This is a genomic window from Azotobacter bryophylli (assembly GCF_042643485.1).
Lineage (GTDB): Bacteria > Pseudomonadota > Gammaproteobacteria > Pseudomonadales > Pseudomonadaceae > Azotobacter > Azotobacter bryophylli.
Genome location: NZ_JBHRSJ010000022.1, coordinates 136,651 through 153,844, shown reverse-complemented (window position 1 = coordinate 153,844; position 17,194 = coordinate 136,651). Strand labels below are relative to the sequence as shown.

Genomic DNA, 17,194 nt, shown 5'->3' with positions numbered 1-17,194 from the left:
AGGAATGGCGGACCTACAAAAACAAAAGAGTGGACTATAAGAACATGGACCGAGCTAACGCCTGCCTGCCAGACCCGATGGAAACCGCCAGCCTCGACGAGTTGCGCCAGCATCAGCTGGACCGTCTGCGCTGGAGCCTGAAACATGCCTACGAGAACGTGCCGCTGTACCGGCAGCGGTTCGACGAGCAGGGCGTGCACCCGAGCGACATCCAGTCGCTGGACGACCTAGCGAAGTTCCCGTTCACCACCAAGAGCGACCTGCGCGACAACTACCCCTACGGCATGTTCGCCGTGCCGATGGACAAGGTGGTCCGCCTGCACGCTTCCAGCGGCACCACCGGCAAGCCGACCGTGGTCGGCTACACCCAGAACGACATCGACACCTGGGCCAACGTGGTGGCCCGCTCGATCCGCGCCGCTGGCGGCCGCCCGGGCGACAAGATCCACGTCGCCTACGGCTACGGCCTGTTCACCGGCGGCCTGGGCGCCCACTACGGCGCCGAGCGCCTGGGCTGCACCGTGATCCCCATGTCCGGCGGCCAGACCGAGAAGCAGGTCCAGCTGATCCGGGACTTCCAGCCGGACATCATCATGGTCACCCCCTCCTACATGCTCAACATCGCCGACGAGCTGGAGCGCCAGGGCGTCGACCCGCACAAGCTGGCGCTGCGCCTGGGCATCTTCGGCGCCGAACCCTGGACCGGCCAGCTGCGCGGCACCCTGGAGGAGCGACTGGGCATCCAGGCCATGGACATCTACGGCCTGTCGGAAGTGATGGGGCCGGGGGTGGCCATGGAATGCGCGGACAGCAAGGGCGGCCCGACCATATGGGAAGACCACTTCTATCCGGAGATCATCGACCCGAACACCGGCGAAGTGCTGCCGGACGGCCAGATGGGCGAGCTGGTGTTCACCTCGCTGAGCAAGGAGGCCCTGCCGATGATCCGCTACCGCACCCGCGACCTGACCCGACTGCTGCCGGGCACCGGGCGGGCGATGCGGCGGATCGACAAGATCACCGGGCGCAGCGACGACATGCTGATCATCCGCGGGGTCAACGTGTTCCCAACCCAGATCGAGGAGCAGGTCCTCAAAGTCAAACAGCTGTCCAGTGCTTACGAGATCCATGTGTATCGCAACGGAAACCTCGACAGCCTGGACGTGCGGGTGGAACTCAAGCCAGAGTACGAGCACCTCGGCGAATCCGAGCGCAATACGGTAGTCCGCGAGCTCGGCCACCACATCAAGAGCCACATCGGCATCAGCACGCGCATCGACATCGTGCCCGCCTTCTCCATCAAGCGCTCCGAAGGCAAGGCTTCCCGCGTGGTGGACAAGCGCCAGGCCGCCGCCTGAACGCGCAGCGGAAAAGCCTCACCCACGCCTGAGCCCCGCCCGTGCGGGGCTTTTTTTGCACAATTTCCGACTCGACAGCCTCCCCGCGACGCCAGTCCCTCGCTACTCCCGCCTCTTCCCGGCAGCGCACCAGCCAGCGCGGGCAAGGCTTCGTCGCGTCTCGCCGAAGGCTCCCCGCTAATGCGATACAAAAAACACAAATGACACGACATTTGTTGTTTGATTTTTTATTGTGTATCGGATAGAAATATCTTCATGCCAAGCGGCACCCACAAAAACGATCCAAGGCTGGAGGAACAGCATGTACGCCCAACTGGTGGAGACGGGAGTCAAGCGACTCAAGACCCGCGAAGAGATGACCGAGGAGGAACGCGCCTTCCAGGACAGGATTGACGCGGAAATCAAGATCGAGCCGAAGAACTGGATGCCGGACGCCTACCGGCAGACCCTGATCCGGCAGATCTCCCAGCACGCCCACTCGGAAATCGTCGGCATGCTGCCGGAAGGCAACTGGGTGACCCGCGCCCCGACCCTGAAGCGCAAGCTGCAGCTGATGGCCAAGATCCAGGACGAGGCCGGCCACGGCATGTACCTGTACAGCGCCATGGAAACCCTCGGCGCCGACCGCGACGAGGAGATCGCCAAGCTGCACGGCGGCCGCGCCAAGTACTCGAGCATCTTCAACTACCCGACGTTGAACTGGGCCGACATGGGCGCGGTGGGCTGGCTGGTGGACGGCGCCGCCATCGTCAACCAGGTGGTGCTGCAGCGCACCTCCTACGGCCCCTACTCCCGCGCCATGATCCGCATCTGCAAGGAAGAGAGCTTCCACCAGCGCCAGGGCTACGAAATCCTCCTGACCATGATGCGCCACGGCAACCAGGCCCAGAAGGACATGGTTCAGGACGCCATCGACCGCCTGTGGTGGCCGGCCCTGATGATGTTCGGCCCGAGCGACGCCGACTCCCCCAACAGCGCCCAGTCCATGGCCTGGAAGATCAAGCGCCAGACCAACGACGAACTGCGCCAGCGCTTCATCGACCAGACTGTGCCGCAGCTGGAATACCTCGGCTGCACCGCCCCGGACCCGGACCTGAAGTGGAACGCCGAACGCGGCCACTACGACTTCGGCGAGATCAACTGGCGCGAGTTCTACGACGTGCTCAAGGGCAACGGCCCGTGCAACCACGAGCGCCTCGCCACCCGCCGCCAGGCGCTGGAAGACGGCGCCTGGGTTCGCGAAGCCGCCGTCGCCCACGCCCGCAAGCAGCAGCAGGGCAACACCCAAAAACAAAAACGCAACGCCGCCTGATCAGGAGAAACGCAGCCATGTCGGAATGGACCCTCTTCGAAGTCTTCGTGCGCAGCAAGCACGGCCTCAACCACAAGCACGTCGGTAGCGTGCACGCCGTCGATGCGCAGATGGCCATCGAGAACGCCCGCGATCTCTACACCCGCCGCAACGAAGGCGTCAGCCTGTGGGTGGTGCCCTCGGCCCTGATCACCGCCTCTTCGCCGGACGAGAAGGAGCCGCTGTTCGATCCGTCGCAGGACAAGGTCTACCGCCACGCCAGCTTCTACGAGCTGCCCGCCGAAGTCGGCCATATGTGAGGCGCGCCATGAATCCGCAGAACGATCTGAGCGAATACCTGCTGCGCCTCGCCGACAGCGCCCTGGTCCAGGGCCAGCGCCTGTGCGAATGGTGCGGCCGGGCCCCGGCCCTCGAGGAAGAAATGGCGCTGATGAACGTCGGCCTCGACCTGGTCGGCCAGGCGCGCAACTGGTACGAGTACGCTGCCGAACTGCTGGCCGACGGCCGCGATGCCGATCGCCTGGCCTACCGCCGCGACGAGCGCGCCTACCGCAACCTGCTGCTGGTGGAGCAGCCCAACGGCGACTACGCGGTCACCATGGCCAAGCAGTTCCTCTACGACGTCTGGCACTTCCACACCCTCGCTGCCCTGACCGGCTCCGCCGACGCCCGCGTCACCGGCATCGCCGCCAAGGCCCTGAAGGAAGTCACCTATCACCTGCGCCGATCCGCCGAGTGGGTGCAGCGCCTGGGCGACGGCACCGAGGAGAGCCACCGGCGCATGGTGGCGGCGGTCCGCGAGCTGTGGCGCTTCACCGTCGAGCTGGTGCATGCCGACCAGGTCGAGGAGCGCCTGCACCGGGCCGGCATCGCGCCGAACCCGGAAGAACTGGCCACGGCCTGGAGGGCGAAGGTCGCCGACGTGTTCTCCAGCGCCGGCCTCGCCATGCCGGAGCCGGCCAGCCACTTCTACCTGAGCGGCAAGCGCGGCCTGCACACCGAGCACCTGGGCCTGCTGCTGGCCGAGATGCAGTTCCTGCAGAGGGCCTACCCCGATGCGACCTGGTGAGCTGATCGCCAGCGACCGCGGCGCCCGCCCCGCCGCGGCCGGCGATCTGGCCCTGGCCCGGGCGGTGCTGGAGCGGGTGATGGACCCGGAAGTGCCGGTGGTCAGCGTGGTCGATCTGGGCATCGTCCGCGAGATCGACTGGCGGGACGGCCATCTGCACCTAGTGGTCACCCCCACCTACTCCGGCTGCCCGGCCACCGAGCTGATCGAGAGCGAGATCGGCGCGGCGCTGAAACAGGCCGGGTTCGCTGCGCCGCGCCTGGAGCGCCGGCTGGACCCGGCCTGGACCACCGACTGGATCAGCGAGCGGGGCCGCGAGCGCCTGCGCGCCTACGGCATCGCCCCGCCGCACGGCAGCGCCAGCAAGCGCAGCCTGCTCGGGGAAAGCCCGCAGGTGCATTGCCCGCAGTGCGGCAGCGCCCACACCGAACTGCTCAGCCAGTTCGGCTCCACCGCCTGCAAGGCGCTGTACCGCTGCCGGGACTGCCTGGAGCCCTTCGACTACTTCAAATGCATTTGAGCGGCCCGCAGGGACCGCGGAGACCACAACGATGAGCCAGTTCCACAGCTTGAGAATCAGGGAAGTGCGGCCGGAAACCCGCGAGGCGGTGTCCATCGCCTTCGAGGTGCCGCCGGAGCTCGAAGACAGCTTCCACTTCACCCAGGGCCAGTACCTGGTGCTGCGCACCGAGCTGGACGGCGAGGAAGTGCGCCGCTCCTACTCCATCTGCACCGGCGTCAACGACGGCGAGCTGCGCGTGGCGATCAAGCAGGTTCCGGGCGGGCGCTTTTCCAGCTACGCCAACTCCACCCTCGAGGCCGGCCAGACCCTGGACGTGATGCCCCCTGCCGGCAGCTTCCACGTGCCGCTGGATGCGGCGCGCCACGGCAACTACCTGGCGGTGGCCGCCGGCAGCGGCATCACGCCGATCCTCTCGATCATCAAGACCACCCTGGAAGCCGAACCGCACAGTCGCTTCACCCTGATCTACGGCAACCGCTCCAGCGCCAGCGCCCTGTTCCGCGAGCAGCTGGAGGACCTGAAGAACCGCTACCTCGAGCGTCTCAACCTGATCTACGTGTTCAGCCGCGAGCAGCAGGACGTGGACCTGTACAACGGTCGCATCGACGGCGGGAAGTGCGTCGAGCTGTTCTCCCGCTGGCTGGTCGTGAAGACCCTGGACGCCGCCTTCATCTGCGGCCCGCAGGAAATGACCGAGACCGTGCGCGACAGCCTGAAGGCCAACGGCCTGGCCGGCGAGCGCATCCACTTCGAGCTCTTCGGCTCCCCCGGCGGCGCCAAGGCGCGCGAGGCCCGTGCGACCGCCCGGCAGGACGGCGGCGTGAGCCGGGTCAGCGTGATCAAGGACGGTCGCGAGCTGTCCTTCGAGTTGCCGCGCAACACCCAGAACATCCTCGACGCCGGCAACGACCAGGGTATGGACCTGCCCTACTCGTGCAAGGCCGGCGTCTGCTCCACCTGCAAGTGCAAGGTGGTGGAGGGCGAGGTGGAGATGGATGCCAACTTCGCCCTGGAGGACTACGAAGTGGCCGCCGGCTACGTGCTGTCGTGCCAGTGCTATCCGCTCAGCGAGAAGGTCGTGCTGGACTTCGACCAGCTCTGACCGCGCCTGCGTGAGACAGGTCGCGCGCCGGCCGGGCGCAGGGTCATGGAGACCGGCCGACGCCAGACTGGAGCCCTCCCGGCCCCGGGCCGGCGAGGGCTGCCGTGCAACACCGTGTCACTCATAACCTTAATAAGAAAGAGAGCACACCATGTCCCCGCAACAACTCGAAAGTATCCAGCGACACCCGCACTACCAGGCCCTCGTGCGTGAGAAGACCCGCCTCAACTGGTCCCTGACCCTGGCCATGCTGGTGATCTACTACGGCTTCGTGCTGCTGGTCGCGTTCTCCCCCGAGACCCTCGGCAGGCCGCTCAACGGCGGGGTCACCAGCGTCGGCATGCTCGCCGGCGTCATCGTCATCCTGCTCTCGGTCGGCCTGACCGGCATCTACGTGCACCGCTCCAACCGCCGCATCGACCCGCTCAACGAGCAGATCAAGCAGGAGTGCGCCCAATGAAACGCCTCGCCCGCCTGCTCGTGCCCGGCCTGCTGGCCCTCGCCTCCCCCGCCGTCCTGGCCGCCGAAGGCGCCAGCCGTCCGCTGAACTGGAACGCCATCGGCATGTTCCTGCTGTTCGTCCTGTTCACCCTCGGCGTGACCCGCTGGGCGGCCATGCGCACCCATTCGACCCGCGATTTCTACACCGCCGGCGGCGGCCTGAGCGGTCTCCAGAACGGCCTGGCGATCGCCGGCGACATGGTTTCGGCCGCGTCCTTCCTCGGCATTTCGGCGATGATGTTCATGACCGGCTTCGACGGGCTGCTGTATTCCCTCGGCGTGCTGGCCGGCTGGCCGATCATCCTGTTCCTGATCGCCGAGCGCCTGCGCAATCTCGGCAAGTTCACCTTCGCCGACGTGGTCGCCTACCGCCTGGCGCAGACGCCGGTGCGCATCACCGCGGCCTTCGGCACCCTGACGGTGGCGCTGATGTACCTGGTGGCGCAGATGGTCGGCGCCGGCAAGCTGATCGAGCTGCTGTTCGGCATCAGCTACCTGCACGCGGTGATGCTGGTGGGCGTGCTGATGGTCTGCTACGTGACCTTCGGCGGCATGCTGGCGACCACCTGGGTGCAGATCATCAAGGCCGTGCTGCTGCTCTCGGGCTCCAGCTTCATGGCCTTCATGGTGCTCAGGCATTTCGGTTTCAGCACCGAGGCGCTGTTCGCCGGCGCAGCCGCCGTGCATGCCAAGGGCACCGCGATCATGGCGCCGGGCGGTCTGCTGTCGAATCCCGTCGATGCGATCTCGCTGGGCCTCGGCATGATGTTCGGCACCGCAGGGCTGCCGCACATCCTGATGCGCTTCTTCACCGTGGCCGATGCCCGGGAAGCCCGCAAGAGCGTGTTCTACGCCACCGGCTTCATCGGCTACTTCTACCTGCTGCTGATCGTCATCGGCTTCGGCGCCATCGTCATGGTCGGCACCGATCCGCAGTTCCGCGACGCCGCGGGCGCGATCGTCGGCGGCGGCAACATGGTCGCCGTGCACCTGGCGCAGACCGTCGGCGGCAGCCTGTTCCTCGGCTTCATCTCGGCGGTGGCCTTCGCCACCATCCTCGCCGTGGTAGCCGGCCTGGCCCTGTCCGGCGCCTCGGCGGTGTCCCATGATCTGTACGCCACCGTCGTGCGCAAGGGCCAGGCCAGCGAGCGGGAGGAAATGCGCGTGTCGCGGATCGCCACCCTGGCTATCGGTGTGCTGGCCATCCTCCTCGGCCTGGTCTTCGAGGCGCAGAACATCGCCTTCCTCTCCGGCCTGGTCCTGGCCATCGCCGCTTCGGTCAACTTTCCGGTGCTGTTCCTCTCCATGTTCTGGAAAGGCCTGACCACCCGCGGCGCCGTGGCCGGCAGTCTGATCGGCCTGTTCTCAGCCGTGACCCTGGTGGTGCTCGGCCCGGCCGTGTGGGTGAACGTGCTGAAGAACCCCAGCGCGATCTTCCCCTACGCCAACCCGGCGCTGTTCTCCATGACCCTGGCCTTCCTCGGCGCCTGGCTGTTCTCGGTCAGCGATGCCTCCGAGCGCGCCAGCCAGGAGCGCGGACGCTACCTCGCCCAGTTCATCCGCTCCATGACCGGAGTGGGTGCGGCAGGCGCCAGCCAGCACTGAGGTACGCCCCGGCCCGCCCCCTCGAAACCAACCCACATCGCCAAGGAAGGCCGGCGCCCGCGCCGGCCGAAGGAAATCAACCGGAGGAATCGACATGACCCACGTGCCTACGCTGCAGAGCTTCATCGCCGGTCGCTGGATCGGCCGGCAGGGCGCCCAGGTGCTGCGCAGCGCCATCGACGGCCATGGCGTCGCCCGCACCCACGAGGAAGCCCCGGACTTCGCCGAAGCCACCGACTTCGCCCGCCGCCGCGGCCTGCCGGCACTGATGGCCATGGACTTCCAGCAGCGCGCCGCCCGCCTCAAGGCCCTCGGCAAGTACCTGATGGAGCGCAAGGAAGAGCTCTACGCCATCTCCCAGCACACCGGGGCCACCCGCGCCGACAGCTGGATCGACATCGAGGGCGGCGCCGGCACCCTGTTCGCCTACGCCAGCATGGGCACCCGCGAGCTGCCTTCCGGCAACCTGATCCACGAAGGCCCGGCCATGCCGCTGGGCAAGCAGAACCAATTCGCCGGCAGCCACATCCTGGTGCCGCGCGGCGGCCTGGCCGTGCACATCAACGCCTTCAACTTCCCGGTCTGGGGCATGCTGGAGAAGTTCGCGCCGAGCTTCCTCGCCGGCATGCCGTGCATCGTCAAACCGGCCACCGCCACCAGCTACGTCGCCGAAGCAGCGGTGCGCATCCTGCAGGAGTCCGGCCTCTTGCCCGAGGGCAGCCTGCAACTGGTGATCGGCGGCACCGGCGATCTGCTCGACCGCCTGCAGGGCCAGGACGTGGTGACCTTCACCGGCTCGGCCGACACCGCCGCCAGGCTGCGCGCGAACGCCAACCTGATCCGCCACTCGATCCCGTTCAACGCCGAGGCCGACTCGCTGAACTGCGCCATCCTCGCCCCCGACGTGACGCCAGACCACGAGGAGTTCGAGCTGTTCGTCAGGGAAGTGGCCCGCGAAATGACGGTCAAGGCCGGCCAGAAATGCACCGCCATCCGCCGCATCATCGTCCCCGAGAACCGCCTCGACGCCGTGGCCGAGCGCCTCTCCGCGCGGCTGGCCAAGGTGGTGGTCGGCGACCCGAGCAAGGAAGGCGTGAAGATGGGCGCGCTGGCCTCCCATGCCCAGCTCGAGGACGTCGCCGCCCGCGTCGATGCCCTGCTCGCCAGCAGCGAACTGATCCACGGTGCCCGCGACGGCTTCGCCCTGCTCGGCGACAACGTGGCCGAGGGCGCCTTCTTCGCCCCGACCCTGCTGAAGAGCTGCGATCCGCACGCCGAGGGCGGCGCCCACGACATCGAGGCCTTCGGTCCGGTCAGTACCCTGATGGGCTACGCCGACCTCGACGAGGCCGTGGCCCTGGCCGCCCGCGGCAAGGGCAGTCTGGTCTCCACCCTGGTCACCCGCGACCCGGGCGTCGCCGCCCGCGTGGTGCCGGCCGTCGCTGCCTGGCACGGCCGCGTGCACGTGCTGGATAGCGAGGCCGCCAAGGAGTCCACCGGCCACGGCTCGCCGCTGCCGCAACTCAAGCACGGCGGCCCGGGCCGCGCCGGCGGCGGCGAGGAGCTGGGCAGCATCCGCGCGGTCAAGCACTACCTGCAGCGCAGCGCCGTGCAGGGTTCGCCGAGCATGCTCAGCGCCATCACCGGCGAATACGTGCGCGGCGCCAGGGTCATCGAGACCGAGGTGCACCCGTTCCGCCGCCACTTCGAGGAGCTCAAGATCGGCGAGTCGCTGCTGACCCACCGCCGCACCGTGACCGAGGCCGACCTGGTCAACTTCGGCTGCCTGTCGGGCGACCACTTCTACATGCACTTCGACGAGATCGCGGCGAAGGAGTCGCAGTTCGGCAAGCGCATCGCCCACGGCTATTTCGTGCTCTCCGCCGCCGCCGGCCTGTTCGTCTCCCCCGGCGTCGGCCCGGTGCTGGCCAACTACGGCCTGGACACCCTGCGCTTCGTCGGCCCGGTGGGCATCGGCGACACCATCCGCGCCCGCCTGACCTGCAAGCGCAAGATCGACCAGGGCAAGAAGAGCCCCAGCGGCAAGGGCCAGGGCGTGGTGGCCTGGGACGTGGAAGTGACCAACCAGAACGACGAGCTGGTCGCCAGCTACGACATCCTGACGCTGGTGGAAAAGCGCGAGGGCTGATCTCGCACGCAAGGCAAAACCGGCTCCGGACCGTCTTCTCCCGGCTGCCGCCGGAGGGCGGTCCGCTGCCAACTATCCCTCCAGGCTGGCCGTGGCCAGCGCCGCCAGGGCCCGGCTCATGGCCTCCGCGGGCGGGGACTCGACCAGGCCGTGGCGGCGCGCCAGATAGCGGGGATCGTTGTAGCCGAGCCAGACCTGCCCGGTCGCATCCTCCCAGGCCAGCGCCCGGAGCGGCAGGTCGATGCCCAGGGTCTGCGCCGTCTCCATCAGCGGCGTGCCGCCCTGGGGATGGCCGAAGATCAGCAGCTCGGTGGGGCGCAGGCGCTTGCCGATCCTCGCCGCGCCGGCGGCGTGGTCGATGCGGGCGAACACCAGCAGGCCCTTCCGCCGGACGCAGGCCTCGAAGCGGTCGAGGGTTTCCCGGGCGGCGAACCGGCTGGGCAGGGCCACGAGGCCCTCGATGCCGGGCACGGTTTCAGTCACTGGTCGCTCCTCCGGAAATATCCAGCAGCTCACGCCCCGCCTCCATCCGCAGCAGCACCAGCACGCCGGAGAACAGGGTCAGCCAGGCCACCGCCCAGACGGCGGCGGACAACCCCAGCCAGTCGGCGATCAGCCCGGACAGCAGGGCGCCGACCGCATAGCCGAGGTCGCGCCACAAGCGGTAGACGCCGACGGCGGAGGCGCGCCAGGACGGATGGGCGCGATCGCCGATGGCGGCCAGCAGGGTCGGATAGACCATCGCCGTGCCGATGCCGAGCAGCACCGCGCCCAGAGCGAAGGCGGAGAAAGCATGGCCGGCGGCGACGATCCCGATACCCAGCGCCTGCAGCCACATGCCGCCGACGATAAGCGGCTTGCGTCCGACCCGGTCGGACAGCGCGCCGGTGAATATCTGGCCGACGCCCCAGACCGCCGGATAGAGCGCGGCGAGCAGGCCGATGCGGGCGAGATCCAGGCCGGCCGCGACGAACAGCAGCGGGAACAGGCCCCACGCCATGCCGTCGTTGAGGTTGTTGACCAGCCCGGCCTGGCTGACGCTGGACAGATTGCGGTCGGTCAGCGAGGTGCGGCGAAAGATCTCGCCCTGGTCGAGGTCCGCGACCGGCGGACGACCCTGCGCCTCCCTTGCCGCATGATGACGGGTTTCGCGCACCGGCAGCAGCGACAGCAGCAAGCCGAGCGCCACGTAGACCACGCCCAGGTAGAAGGGCTCGGGGCGCAGTCCGTATTGGGCGGCGATCCAGCCGGTGGCCAGGGCGCTGCCGGCCACCGCCAGATAGCCGGCGAACTCGTTGAGGCCCATGGCCAGCCCGCGCTGCCTGGGGCCGACCAGATCGATCTTCATGATCACGGTGGTGGACCAGGTCAGGCCCTGGCTGATCCCCAGCAGCAGGTTGGCGCCGAGCACCCAGTTCCAGTCCGGTCCCCACATGAGGATGAAGGGTACCGGCACCGCCACCAGCCAGCCGGCCACCAGCACCGGCTTGCGCCCGTAACGGTCGGAACAGCGCCCGGCGAAGTAGTTGGCCAGCGCCTTGCTCACGCCGAAGACCACGATGAAGGACAGGATCGCCGCGCGCGCGACGAGCCGGAACTCCTCCTCGGCCAGGGCCGGCAGGATGCTGCGTTCCAGACCGACCATGGCGCCGACGAAGGCGTTGACCAGCACCAGCAGGGAGAACTGCGCGAGGTTCTCGCGCAGGCCGAGACGGATGGCTGTCATGCAGGGCTTCGCTCATTTCCAATGGATGAAGGCTACGGGCGCCCTGATCGGGGCCCCGCCGCCGCGGTGTCACGCCTCGGCCAGCAGACGTACCGTGCCCTTCGGCAGCCCGGCCTCGATGGGCAGGCTCTCGTCCCGCGACCATTCGTTCCAGGAGCCCAGGTAGATGCGTAGCCGGTCGAACCCGGCGAGTTTCATGGCGACGTAGGTATTGGCCGCCCGCGCGCCCTTGAAGCAGTAGATGATGATGTCGTCGGCGGGCGTCAGCCCACGCTCGGCAGCCAGCGCGCGGACCTGCTCGGCCGACTTGAAGGCGGCAACCGACTGGCTGGTGTCCATCAGCTCGTACCACTCCAGCCAGACCGCGCCGGGGATGCGTCCCTTGCGCGGGGCAAAGTCCTTGCCGTAGGGAGACGAGCTCTCGCCCAGCCATTCGTCCCGGTCACGGTTGTCGAGCAGCTTGATCGCCGGATCGGCCAGCGCCGCGCGCATCTCGTGCTTGGTCGTCAGCAGCTCGGTCCTGGGCCGGGTCGGGAAGACCGCCACCGCCGGCATCGCTGCGACACTGTCCACCGCGCCGCCGGCCTCCTGCCAGGCACGCAGGCCGCCGCCGAGGATGCCGACCTGCGGGTAGCCCAGGTACTGCAGCAGCCAGTAGCCCCGGCAGGAGCCGCCGTAACGAGTGTTCAGCGCGTCCTCGTAGACGATCGCGATCTTCTCGCCATCCAGACCGGCCCGGCCGAACAGCTCGGCGAACTGGCCGTGCAGGGCTTGCAGGCCGGACGGGCTGGTTTCCGCCAGGTAGGAAAACACGTCCGGCACGTTCACCGCACCGGCGATGTGCCCGGCCTGGTAGGCCTCGGGGGCGCGGATGTCGATAAGCACGGCCTTGCCCGCCTGCATCGCGGCGGCCGCCTCCGCGGGACTGAAGAGTATTTTCTGGCTCATGGCTAGCTCCTTTGCCGGTTGGGGATCGGCCAGCCAGCGGCTGGCCGAGGGGGCCAGTAGCGGCCGGGAATCAGTAGCTCTTGTACGGCAGGAACTTGCCGGACAGCACCACGTTCACGCGGTCGCCCTTGGGATCGGGCTGGCGCTGGATGTCCATGGAGAAGTCGATGGCGCTCATGATGCCGTCGCCGAATTCCTCGTGGATCAGCTCCTTGATGGTGGTGCCGTAGACGCTGACGATCTCGTACCAGCGATAGATCAGCGGATCGGTGGGCACGGCGGTCGGCAGCGAGCCCTTGTAGGGGACGATCTGCAGCCAGGCCACCGCCTCGTCGGGCAGGTCGAACAGCTTGCCGAGGGTTTCCGCCTGGGTCTTGTCGAAGGTCATCTGCCCGAGGCAGCCGGCGGTGGTCCACTCCTTGGACAGGCCGATGGCTTCGGCCACCTTCGCCCACTTCAGGCCCTTGGAGACCTTGGCGGCCAGGATCATCTTGGTTACTTCTTCGCGGCTGGAAATCATCTTCGGTTCCTCGTGTCTGGCTCGGTGTCCGGGGCGCGCCCGCTGGCGCGGCCCGGAAAAAGGGTTGCAAGGCGGTATCGGACGCTCAGTCGGCCAAACCGATGCTGAACGGGATCGGGTTGCGCAGGGTGTTGGCCACCGGCGAGTAGTAGTTGGCGTGGCGGACGATCTCGTCCAGCTCCTCGCGGCTCGCATCGCCTTCCACCAGCACCTTCACCCGGATCGCCTGGAAGCCCATCTGCTCCGGCTGCATCTGCGCACCGCCCGCGCCCCAGGCCGCCGGGTTGCCGATGTCCGCCTCCAGGAAGATCTCCAGCTTGCTCAGCCTGATCTGCTTCCAGGTCGCCACTGCGGTGATCCCCACCGCCAGGCAGCCGCCCAGGCCGGACAGGACGATCTCGCCGGGCGCCGGCGCGGTGTTCTCGCCGAACAGGTGCAGCGGCTCGTCCACCACCACCGGCGTGTGGTCGCCGACATAGCTCAGGCTGCGGTACATGCCCTGCATCACCGTGTGGACCTTGTTGGTCCCGCGGCTGCCGGGGTTGTTGCGGCCCTTCTCGGCGAAGGCCATCAGCCCGTCGCGGTCGATCGGCTTGAGGTAGGCCTGCACGGTGCTCGGGCAGGTGCAGGAGGCGGTTGCTTCGGTCATGAGATGCTCCATTCGAGGGGTCGAGCGACGGGGCGCCGCTCTTCGGGTTCGAAGGGGATATCGCAACCGCTGTGCCAGATTGCTCGCTAATCGCAGAATTCGATTTTTAATGCTTTAAAATCAATGGCTTACCAGCAAACCTGCAACCATCGAACGGCTGCGCGGGCGCTGCCGGCGAAAAGCCCGAGCGCGCACAATGTTTACATTGTTAACATTGTGGAACCCATCGATTCCCGGCCCCCGCCTGAACGAACGCCGTGCTCCGGTCTGGCCGCACGGGATTCGTCGGGGTAAGATGGCTGCGGGTGTCGCGTTCGCAGAAGCAACGGGGCAGGTTTCAGTGCTGGTCGGGCCGCCGCACATCTTCGGATATGGAGCGAGCATGATCCGACACCCCTCCGCCAAGGCGCTGCCGGCGGCGCAGCGCATGACTGAAGCCGCCTTCCACACCCTCGAGAAATTCCTCCACATCGAAGCCGTGAGCGGCGTGATCCTGCTGCTCACCGCTGCCGTCGCCCTGCTCTGGGCGAACCTTCCGGCCTTCGCCGAGAGCTACCAGCACCTCTGGCACACCCCGCTGGGCCTGCGCTTCGGCGGATACGAGATTTCCCACTCCCTGCACTTCTGGATCAACGACGGGCTGATGACCCTGTTCTTCCTGGTGGTGGGCATGGAGATCCGCCGGGAAATCCACGACGGCGCCCTGGCCAGCCTGAGCCAGGCCGCCCTGCCCATGGCCGCCGCACTCGGCGGCGTGCTGGCGCCGGCGCTCATCTACGCGCTGGAGGCCTCCAATGGAGAGCTGCGGCAGGGCTGGGCGATTCCGACGGCCACCGACATCGCCTTCGCCGTCGGCGTGCTCGCCCTGCTCGGGCGTTCGGTGCCCCCGGCGGTACGGGTCTTCCTGCTGACGCTGGCGATCGTCGACGACATGGTGGCCGTGCTGATCATCGCCCTGTTCTTCTCCGGCGGGCTTGATCCGAGCGGCTTCGTCCTCGCCGGCGCGGGGATCGCGCTGGTGCTGGCCTTGCAGAAGATGGGGATCGGTTCGGCCTACGCCTATGTGCTGCCCGGGGCGCTGGTGTGGTTCGGCCTGCTGCAGACCGGGGCCCACCCGACCCTGGCCGGAGTGGTGCTGGGTCTGCTGACGCCGGTGGTTCCCCGCCCGGCTCTGGAGAGCCCGCTGAAAGCCGCGGCGCGTGCGCTGGACGAGTTTCGCAGCCGCAGCGGGGCCGGCGATCCCGAGCGCCTGCTGCCGTCGGTGCGCGAGCTGGCTCTGGCCCAGCGCGAGCTGCTGCCGCCGGTGGTGCGGGTGCGCAACGCCCTGCACCCCTGGGTCGCCTACGGCATCATGCCGCTGTTCGCCTTGGCCAACGCGGGCATAAACCTCGACGGCGTCGACCTGGCACATGCCGCATCCCTCAACGTCATGACCGGCGTTGCCTCGGCGCTGGTGCTGGGCAAGCCGCTGGGAATCCTGCTGTGCAGCTGGATACTGGTGCGCCTGAACCTCTGCCGTCTGCCGGAGGGAATGAACTGGAGCTGGCTGTGGCTGGTGGGCTGCCTCGCCGGCATCGGCTTCACCATGTCCATCTTCATCGCCACCCTGGCCTTCAAGGATGCGGAGCTGCTGAGCGCCGCCAAGCTCGGCGTGCTGCTCGGCTCCTGCGTGGCCATGCTCCTCGGCCTGGCGCTCGGCTGGCTGCTGGTGCGCCGGAGCGCCGCCCCGGCGGCCCAGAGCAGCGGCAAATCGGCCGGCTAGGCCGATCTTCCCCCAGCAGGGGCCCGTTCAGAGCGCATCCAGCGGGATCTTCAGGTAGCGCCGGCCGTTGGCCTCCGGCTCTGGCAGGACGCCGGCGCGGATGTTCACCTGGATCGACGGCAGCAGCAGGTTGGGCATCTCCAGGGTGGCGTCGCGCCGGCTGCGCAGGGCGATGAAATCCAGTTCGCCGATGCCGTCGCGCACGTGCAGGTTCGCCGCGCGCTGCTCGGCCACCGTGCATTCGGCCTGCGGCTCTCGCCCGGCCGGCGGGTAGTCGTGGCACATGAACAGCCGGGTGTCGCCGGGCAGCGCCAGCAGGCGGCGAATCGAGCGGTACAGCTGGGCGGCGCTGCCGCCGGGGAAGTCGCAGCGGGCGGTGCCCACGTCCGGCGGGAACAGGGTGTCGCCGACGAACACCAGCCCCTCCTCGATCCGGTAGGCGGTATCCGCCGGCGTATGCCCGGGCACGTGCAGGGCGCGAGCGCGCAGTTCGCCGATGCGAAAATCCTCGTCGGGCCGGAACAGGTGGTCGAACTGGCCCGGCTCGACGCAATAGCCGTCGGCCAGGTTGTAGATGCCCTGGAATACCTTCTGCACCTGGCGGATCGCCGCGCTGGCGGCGATCTTGCCGCCGAGCAGCCCGCGCAGGTAGGCCGCCGCGGACAGGTGATCGGCATGAACGTGGGTCTCCAGCAGCCACTGCACCTCCAGCCGCTGGCTGCGCACGTAATCGACGATGGCGTCGGCGCCGCGGGTGTCGGTGCGCCCGGACCTGGGATCGTAGCCGAGCACCGAGTCGACGATGGCGCAGGCCGTGCCCGGGCCGGCGTGCAGCACATGGCTGAAGGTGGAGGTCGGCGCGTCGAAGAAGGTTTTCACACGAGGCTGCATGGGGGACTCCGGTTTCACGGGAAGATGAGGAAAGGCAGCAGCGTCTTGCCGAGCAGCATCAGGGCGGCCAGCCCGGCCAGCACGGCGAAGCCGAGCTGCAGGTGGCGGGCCGGCAGACGCGGCGCCAGCAGCCGGCCGCCGAGCATGCCGGCGGCAGCGGCGGCGACGAAGATCCAGGCGCCGGAGGACAGGCAGCCACCGGACAGCAGGAAGCCGGCCACGGTGCTGGCCGAGACCAGCGCGATCACCGCCAGCGAGGTGGCGACGATGCCGTGCATGCCGAGGTTGCTGAACTGGCGGATGCCGGGAACGATGAGGAAGCCGCCACCGACCCCGAGCAGCCCGCTGAACAGCCCCGACAGCCCGCCGATGGCCGACAGGCTGAGGAAGCAGCGCGGGTTCCAGCGGAAACGTCCGGTCTGCTGATCGAGCAGGCAGTTGTGCCGCAACGCAGCGGCCACCTCGCCCCGCCCCTCGCCCAGCGCCTGGCGCAGCATGCGTGCGGCGATGAACAGCAGCAGCGCGCAGAACAGCAGCATCAGCAGCGGCACCGGCAGGTGTCGGGCCAGCCCCAGGCCGAGCGGCGCGCACAGCGCACCGAGCGCGGCCATCACCAGCGCCGCCCGATAGCGCACCAGACCGCGACGCAGGCCGTCCAGGCAGCCGAGCAGGGCCGCCAGGCCGACGGCGATCAGCGACACCGGGGTAGCCTCGGGCAGGCTGAAGCCGAGGCCGAGCACCAGCGCCGGCACCGCCAGCACCCCGCCTCCGCCGGTCAGCCCGAGCGCCAGGCCGACGCCGAGGCCATAGAGACTCTCAAGCAGCATGTGCGGATTCTCCCCATGGAGGCGAATGGGTTCGCCCCCACCTCAGTACTTGTACTGCAACTGCATCCAGAACTTGTCGGTATCCACCGCGAAGTCCTCGGCGTCGTAACGGGCGTACTTGGCCAGCGCCACCAGGTTCTTCACGTAGGGCACCGGCCGGGCGTACGACAGGTCCAGCTCGCGGCCGTAGTCCGCCCCGCCCCGGTCGGCGCGGAAGTCGTGGTACCAGGCCTGCAGGCTGCCGCCCAGCAG

At 68.3% G+C, this 17,194-nt stretch carries 17 protein-coding genes and 1 pseudogene; 10 read left to right on the top strand and 8 right to left on the bottom strand.

Going from position 1 to position 17,194, the window contains the following annotated elements:
- Positions 1-44 precede the first annotated feature (44 nt).
- The 9 genes from paaK to paaZ all read left to right on the top strand — a co-directional run bounded on the left by paaK (position 45) and on the right by paaZ (position 9,619).
- Entirely contained in the window at positions 45-1,358 is a 1,314-nt protein-coding gene (gene paaK, locus ACFOJE_RS12165) for a phenylacetate--CoA ligase PaaK (RefSeq protein WP_377814620.1), read from the top strand.
- A 301-nt stretch (positions 1,359-1,659) separates the two neighbouring features.
- Positions 1,660-2,670: a 1,2-phenylacetyl-CoA epoxidase subunit PaaA gene (gene paaA / locus ACFOJE_RS12160; protein ID WP_377814619.1), complete on the top strand. Its 1,011-nt coding sequence runs from the start codon at positions 1,660-1,662 to the stop codon at positions 2,668-2,670.
- A gap of 17 nt (positions 2,671-2,687) precedes the next feature.
- The gene (gene paaB, locus ACFOJE_RS12155; protein WP_377814618.1) at positions 2,688-2,969 is read left to right on the top strand and encodes a 1,2-phenylacetyl-CoA epoxidase subunit PaaB; all 282 of its coding nucleotides are present in this window, start codon (positions 2,688-2,690) and stop codon (positions 2,967-2,969) included.
- 8 nt (positions 2,970-2,977) lie between these two features.
- The gene (gene paaC / locus ACFOJE_RS12150) at positions 2,978-3,739 is read left to right on the top strand and encodes a 1,2-phenylacetyl-CoA epoxidase subunit PaaC (RefSeq protein ID WP_377814617.1); all 762 of its coding nucleotides are present in this window, start codon (positions 2,978-2,980) and stop codon (positions 3,737-3,739) included.
- Positions 3,726-4,259, top strand: coding sequence for a 1,2-phenylacetyl-CoA epoxidase subunit PaaD (gene paaD, locus ACFOJE_RS12145; RefSeq protein ID WP_377814616.1), 534 nt, complete (start codon positions 3,726-3,728; stop codon positions 4,257-4,259). The genes paaC and paaD overlap by 14 nt, the downstream gene beginning before the upstream one ends.
- 31 nt (positions 4,260-4,290) lie before the next feature.
- On the top strand, positions 4,291-5,364 hold the full coding sequence (gene paaE, locus ACFOJE_RS12140; RefSeq protein WP_377814615.1) for a 1,2-phenylacetyl-CoA epoxidase subunit PaaE: 1,074 nt from the start codon (positions 4,291-4,293) through the stop codon (positions 5,362-5,364).
- 151 nt (positions 5,365-5,515) lie between these two features.
- Complete coding sequence (locus ACFOJE_RS12135) at positions 5,516-5,824, top strand: DUF485 domain-containing protein (RefSeq protein ID WP_377814614.1); 309 nt, start codon at positions 5,516-5,518, stop codon at positions 5,822-5,824.
- Positions 5,821-7,470, top strand: a complete 1,650-nt coding sequence (locus ACFOJE_RS12130) for a cation acetate symporter (protein ID WP_377814613.1) — start codon at positions 5,821-5,823, stop codon at positions 7,468-7,470. The genes ACFOJE_RS12135 and ACFOJE_RS12130 overlap by 4 nt, the downstream gene beginning before the upstream one ends.
- A 94-nt stretch (positions 7,471-7,564) precedes the next feature.
- Positions 7,565-9,619 (top strand): phenylacetic acid degradation bifunctional protein PaaZ, encoded by a 2,055-nt coding sequence (paaZ, locus tag ACFOJE_RS12125; RefSeq protein ID WP_377814612.1) that lies wholly within the window; start codon positions 7,565-7,567, stop codon positions 9,617-9,619.
- Between the two features lie 72 nt (positions 9,620-9,691).
- Here paaZ and ACFOJE_RS12120 read toward each other — a convergent pair whose 3' ends face one another.
- The 5 genes from ACFOJE_RS12120 to ACFOJE_RS12100 all read right to left on the bottom strand — a co-directional run bounded on the left by ACFOJE_RS12120 (position 9,692) and on the right by ACFOJE_RS12100 (position 13,462).
- Positions 9,692-10,102, bottom strand: a complete 411-nt coding sequence (locus ACFOJE_RS12120; RefSeq protein ID WP_377814611.1) for a DUF302 domain-containing protein — start codon at positions 10,100-10,102, stop codon at positions 9,692-9,694.
- Positions 10,095-11,345 carry an MFS transporter gene (locus ACFOJE_RS12115; RefSeq protein ID WP_377814610.1) on the bottom strand — a complete coding sequence of 417 codons (1,251 nt, stop codon included), beginning with the start codon at positions 11,343-11,345 and terminating at the stop codon, positions 10,095-10,097. The genes ACFOJE_RS12120 and ACFOJE_RS12115 overlap by 8 nt, the downstream gene beginning before the upstream one ends.
- A gap of 69 nt (positions 11,346-11,414) precedes the next feature.
- The gene (locus tag ACFOJE_RS12110; RefSeq protein ID WP_377814609.1) at positions 11,415-12,293 is read right to left on the bottom strand and encodes a sulfurtransferase; all 879 of its coding nucleotides are present in this window, start codon (positions 12,291-12,293) and stop codon (positions 11,415-11,417) included.
- A gap of 70 nt (positions 12,294-12,363) precedes the next feature.
- On the bottom strand, positions 12,364-12,813 hold the full coding sequence (gene cynS, locus ACFOJE_RS12105) for a cyanase (RefSeq protein WP_377814608.1): 450 nt from the start codon (positions 12,811-12,813) through the stop codon (positions 12,364-12,366).
- An 85-nt stretch (positions 12,814-12,898) separates the two neighbouring features.
- On the bottom strand, positions 12,899-13,462 hold the full coding sequence (locus ACFOJE_RS12100) for an OsmC family protein (protein ID WP_377814607.1): 564 nt from the start codon (positions 13,460-13,462) through the stop codon (positions 12,899-12,901).
- Between the two features lie 382 nt (positions 13,463-13,844).
- Between ACFOJE_RS12100 and nhaA the strand changes: the two genes are divergently transcribed.
- On the top strand, positions 13,845-15,224 hold the full coding sequence (gene nhaA, locus ACFOJE_RS12095; RefSeq protein ID WP_377814606.1) for a Na+/H+ antiporter NhaA: 1,380 nt from the start codon (positions 13,845-13,847) through the stop codon (positions 15,222-15,224).
- Between the two features lie 27 nt (positions 15,225-15,251).
- On the opposite strand, the gene ACFOJE_RS12090 is transcribed toward nhaA, so the two are convergent.
- The 3 genes and pseudogenes from ACFOJE_RS12090 to ACFOJE_RS12080 form a co-directional block, all read right to left on the bottom strand.
- A complete protein-coding gene (locus ACFOJE_RS12090; RefSeq protein WP_377814605.1) occupies positions 15,252-16,115 on the bottom strand; it encodes an MBL fold metallo-hydrolase in 864 nt (287 codons plus the stop codon).
- A 14-nt stretch (positions 16,116-16,129) separates the two neighbouring features.
- Positions 16,130-16,942, bottom strand: coding sequence for a TSUP family transporter (locus tag ACFOJE_RS12085; RefSeq protein ID WP_377814604.1), 813 nt, complete (start codon positions 16,940-16,942; stop codon positions 16,130-16,132).
- A 42-nt stretch (positions 16,943-16,984) separates the two neighbouring features.
- Positions 16,985-17,194, bottom strand: a pseudogene (locus tag ACFOJE_RS12080) (alginate export family protein); the annotation flags it as partial.

What these genes read in the sequence shown, in the direction of transcription:
- paaK (WP_377814620.1), top strand. Translation starts at nt 45, where the DNA reads ATGGACCGAGCTAACGCCTGCCTGCCAGACCCGATGGAAACCGCCAGC.
- paaA (WP_377814619.1), top strand. Translation starts at nt 1,660, where the DNA reads ATGTACGCCCAACTGGTGGAGACGGGAGTCAAGCGACTCAAGACCCGC.
- paaB (WP_377814618.1), top strand. Translation starts at nt 2,688, where the DNA reads ATGTCGGAATGGACCCTCTTCGAAGTCTTCGTGCGCAGCAAGCACGGC.
- paaC (WP_377814617.1), top strand. Translation starts at nt 2,978, where the DNA reads ATGAATCCGCAGAACGATCTGAGCGAATACCTGCTGCGCCTCGCCGAC.
- paaD (WP_377814616.1), top strand. Translation starts at nt 3,726, where the DNA reads ATGCGACCTGGTGAGCTGATCGCCAGCGACCGCGGCGCCCGCCCCGCC.
- paaE (WP_377814615.1), top strand. Translation starts at nt 4,291, where the DNA reads ATGAGCCAGTTCCACAGCTTGAGAATCAGGGAAGTGCGGCCGGAAACC.
- ACFOJE_RS12135 (WP_377814614.1), top strand. Translation starts at nt 5,516, where the DNA reads ATGTCCCCGCAACAACTCGAAAGTATCCAGCGACACCCGCACTACCAG.
- ACFOJE_RS12130 (WP_377814613.1), top strand. Translation starts at nt 5,821, where the DNA reads ATGAAACGCCTCGCCCGCCTGCTCGTGCCCGGCCTGCTGGCCCTCGCC.
- paaZ (WP_377814612.1), top strand. Translation starts at nt 7,565, where the DNA reads ATGACCCACGTGCCTACGCTGCAGAGCTTCATCGCCGGTCGCTGGATC.
- ACFOJE_RS12115 (WP_377814610.1), bottom strand. Translation starts at nt 11,345, where the DNA reads ATGACAGCCATCCGTCTCGGCCTGCGCGAGAACCTCGCGCAGTTCTCC.
- ACFOJE_RS12110 (WP_377814609.1), bottom strand. Translation starts at nt 12,293, where the DNA reads ATGAGCCAGAAAATACTCTTCAGTCCCGCGGAGGCGGCCGCCGCGATG.
- cynS (WP_377814608.1), bottom strand. Translation starts at nt 12,813, where the DNA reads ATGATTTCCAGCCGCGAAGAAGTAACCAAGATGATCCTGGCCGCCAAG.
- ACFOJE_RS12100 (WP_377814607.1), bottom strand. Translation starts at nt 13,462, where the DNA reads ATGACCGAAGCAACCGCCTCCTGCACCTGCCCGAGCACCGTGCAGGCC.
- nhaA (WP_377814606.1), top strand. Translation starts at nt 13,845, where the DNA reads ATGATCCGACACCCCTCCGCCAAGGCGCTGCCGGCGGCGCAGCGCATG.
- ACFOJE_RS12090 (WP_377814605.1), bottom strand. Translation starts at nt 16,115, where the DNA reads ATGCAGCCTCGTGTGAAAACCTTCTTCGACGCGCCGACCTCCACCTTC.
- ACFOJE_RS12085 (WP_377814604.1), bottom strand. Translation starts at nt 16,942, where the DNA reads ATGCTGCTTGAGAGTCTCTATGGCCTCGGCGTCGGCCTGGCGCTCGGG.